Origin of the sequence: Occallatibacter sp. (assembly GCF_049582745.1) — a bacterium.
Classification (GTDB): Bacteria; Acidobacteriota; Terriglobia; order Terriglobales; family Acidobacteriaceae; genus Telmatobacter.
Window position 1 is genome coordinate 1 of record NZ_JBAUUO010000039.1, and the last position, 2,463, is coordinate 2,463.

Genomic DNA, 2,463 nt, shown 5'->3' on the forward strand with positions numbered 1-2,463 from the left:
ACTTAGCACAAGCAACTACAACATATTGTTGGGCAAACAGCTCGTGGGGGAAACTAGCGATCAGTCCGTTGGATTTCACCACAATGCAAACTCTGCAGAAAAGGTAGTTTGACGTCCATCACGTTCATGACAGATGATCGTCGAGCACACTAAGATTGTGCTGGCTTGCCTCCACCGCACGCTTGCCTTCCTCGATTGCCTCCTTTGCACGGTGGAAGTCGAGCAGGTGGATGTGGGCTAGCCGTGGTGACACAAGGACGTCCGGTGGCTCGCCTGCCATGCGACTGCGCGCTATCCGCACCTGCATGATTTCAATGCTTGAGAACAGCACGTCGTGCATGGATGGCAGTCTGGGCTCGTCGGGCGAATGCTCCGGGATGAGCCCGCCTAAGTTCTCCTGCAGCTTGCGTACCCATTCGCCTATTGGGCTACCGAGCTCTGTGACCCGAGGACCCGCGGTCAGGTGACGACCAAGGATATCGGAGCCGAGATCGACTGCGATCACAACATCCGCGCCCATCGCGCGTGCCAGCGATACCGGCACGGGATTGACGAGCCCACCGTCGACCAGTGTCCTGCCATCAAGCAGCACCGGCGTGAACAAACCAGGCAGGGCGATAGAGGCGCGCACCGCATTGACCGTCGAGCCTTCGCGCAGCCAGACTTCGGTGCCGTTGTGAAGCGCCGTGGCGACGGCTGCAAAAGGCATGGCCAACTGCTCAATGGGACGATCCACGAAATTGCGCCGAAAAAACTCCATCACCCGCCCACCCTTAAGCATCCCACCGCTCAAGCTCACATCCATGAATCCGACCACATCCTTCATCCGCATTCCGAGCAGCCATTGCTCGAAACGGTCAAACTCGCCGGCCGCATAGGCGGCACCTACGAGTGCGCCGATTGACGTCCCGCACACCAGATCCGGGCGGATGCCGGCTTGTTCCAGTGCGCGGATGACTCCGACATGTGCCCAGCCGCGCGCAGAGCCACTACCAAGCGCGAGTCCAACACGTGGCCTGCGCGGTGCGCTCATGCGTGTACCCTCCGACCGGCGCCAGTGAACGCCACGCCAGTCTCCAACCTTATGACCCATCCGAGTATCTTCATCTTCCTCCGTGAACTCGACACCATCGTCCCATAATCGAAAGTACAGGTGTTCTTCGGCTTTGCCAAGACACACCGCAAATGCTCAATGTACTGACCTGCCTTTCGAGGCCCCGTATCTTCACTCATGAAGAACTGGCTGTATCATCGAATCCTGGAAACCTGAACAACTGGAATCACGCATCACGATAAATCTCTGATTTTTTCATTCCCCGAAACCGGTCTTTGGCATGGGTAGGTTTCGAGACGGTGCCGCTATTCAAATTATACTAGTGAATCAATGTTCTCATTCTCTCCCTTAGCTCCGCAGCGGTCTAAAGAATGCACGAATGTCATCAGCGAGCAGTTCGGGTTCTTCCATGGCAGCGAAATGGCCGCCGCGCGGCATTGAAGTCCAGCGAGCTATTTGCAGCCTCCGCTCCGCCCACTCTTGGGGCGGAAGCAATATGTCGGCAGGGAAGAGCGCGATGCCCGTCGGCACATCGATGCGCCCTATTGGTGGCAAAGTGTGGCTGTTCTCGTAGTACATGCGCATCGATGAGCCGATAGTACCGGTCACCCAATAAATCATTATGTTGGTCAGTAGCTCGTCTTCGGTGAAGCTTCGCCCGAGGTCACCGCCGCAGTCGCTCCATGCACAGAACTTCTCGACAATCCAACCAGCAAGCCCTGCTGGTGAGTCGGTAAGACCGTAGGCAAGGGTCTGGGGCTTCGTAGATTGAAGTGACATATATGCCCCCTCGCGTGCAATCCACTCCGATGCACTGCTCCTGTAGCGAAGTTCTCCCTCTGAGAGATCTGTTCGACCAGAAGGGGCCAAGAGATCCCGAAGAATGCCGATGTCGGTGAGATGAATGCCAACGAGAAGTTCGGGATGGGTTGCTGCCAAATATCGCGTCACGCCAGAGCCGATATCCCCTCCCGCTGCGGCGAATCTCGGGTAGCCGAGTTCCTTTGTCATGAGTTTGGCCCAGAGCTCCGCGACATGAAATGAGTTGACGCCGCGCAGGTTAGGGCGACTAGAAAAGCCAAAACCAGGTATCGAAGGAACTATCACATCGAAGGAATCCATCGGGTCGCCACCATGGCGGGCTGGATCAGTTAGGAGCGGTATGATCTTCTGATAGCGTGTGAAGGAGTCAGGCCATCCGTGAGTAAGAATGATCGCTAACGGGTTCGGTCCGACTCCGCGTTCGTGGACGAAGTGAATACTGAACCGATCGACCTCGGCACGGAACTGAGCCAAGCGGTTTAGTTCGGCCTCTTGCGCGCGCCAGTCGAAACTGTCCCGCCAGTAGGCTACGAGCGACTGCAAATAGCCTAGCTCAGTGCCCTGTTCCCATCCCGAGCCATCCATCT

At 56.8% G+C, this 2,463-nt stretch carries 2 protein-coding genes; both read right to left on the minus strand.

What is annotated here, in order from left to right:
- Window positions 1-124 precede the first annotated feature (124 nt).
- Window positions 125-1,033: a patatin-like phospholipase RssA gene (gene rssA / locus WCA10_RS04860; RefSeq protein WP_472821373.1), complete on the minus strand. Its 909-nt coding sequence runs from the start codon at window positions 1,031-1,033 to the stop codon at window positions 125-127.
- A gap of 369 nt (window positions 1,034-1,402) precedes the next feature.
- Window positions 1,403-2,463 (minus strand): epoxide hydrolase family protein (locus tag WCA10_RS04865; protein WP_472821374.1); only part of this gene is annotated, 1,061 nt, incomplete at its 5' end.

Bases quoted from the DNA above. Each gene is read 5' to 3' on its own strand.
- rssA (WP_472821373.1), bottom strand. From the start codon at position 1,033: ATGAGCGCACCGCGCAGGCCACGTGTTGGACTCGCGCTTGGTAGTGGC.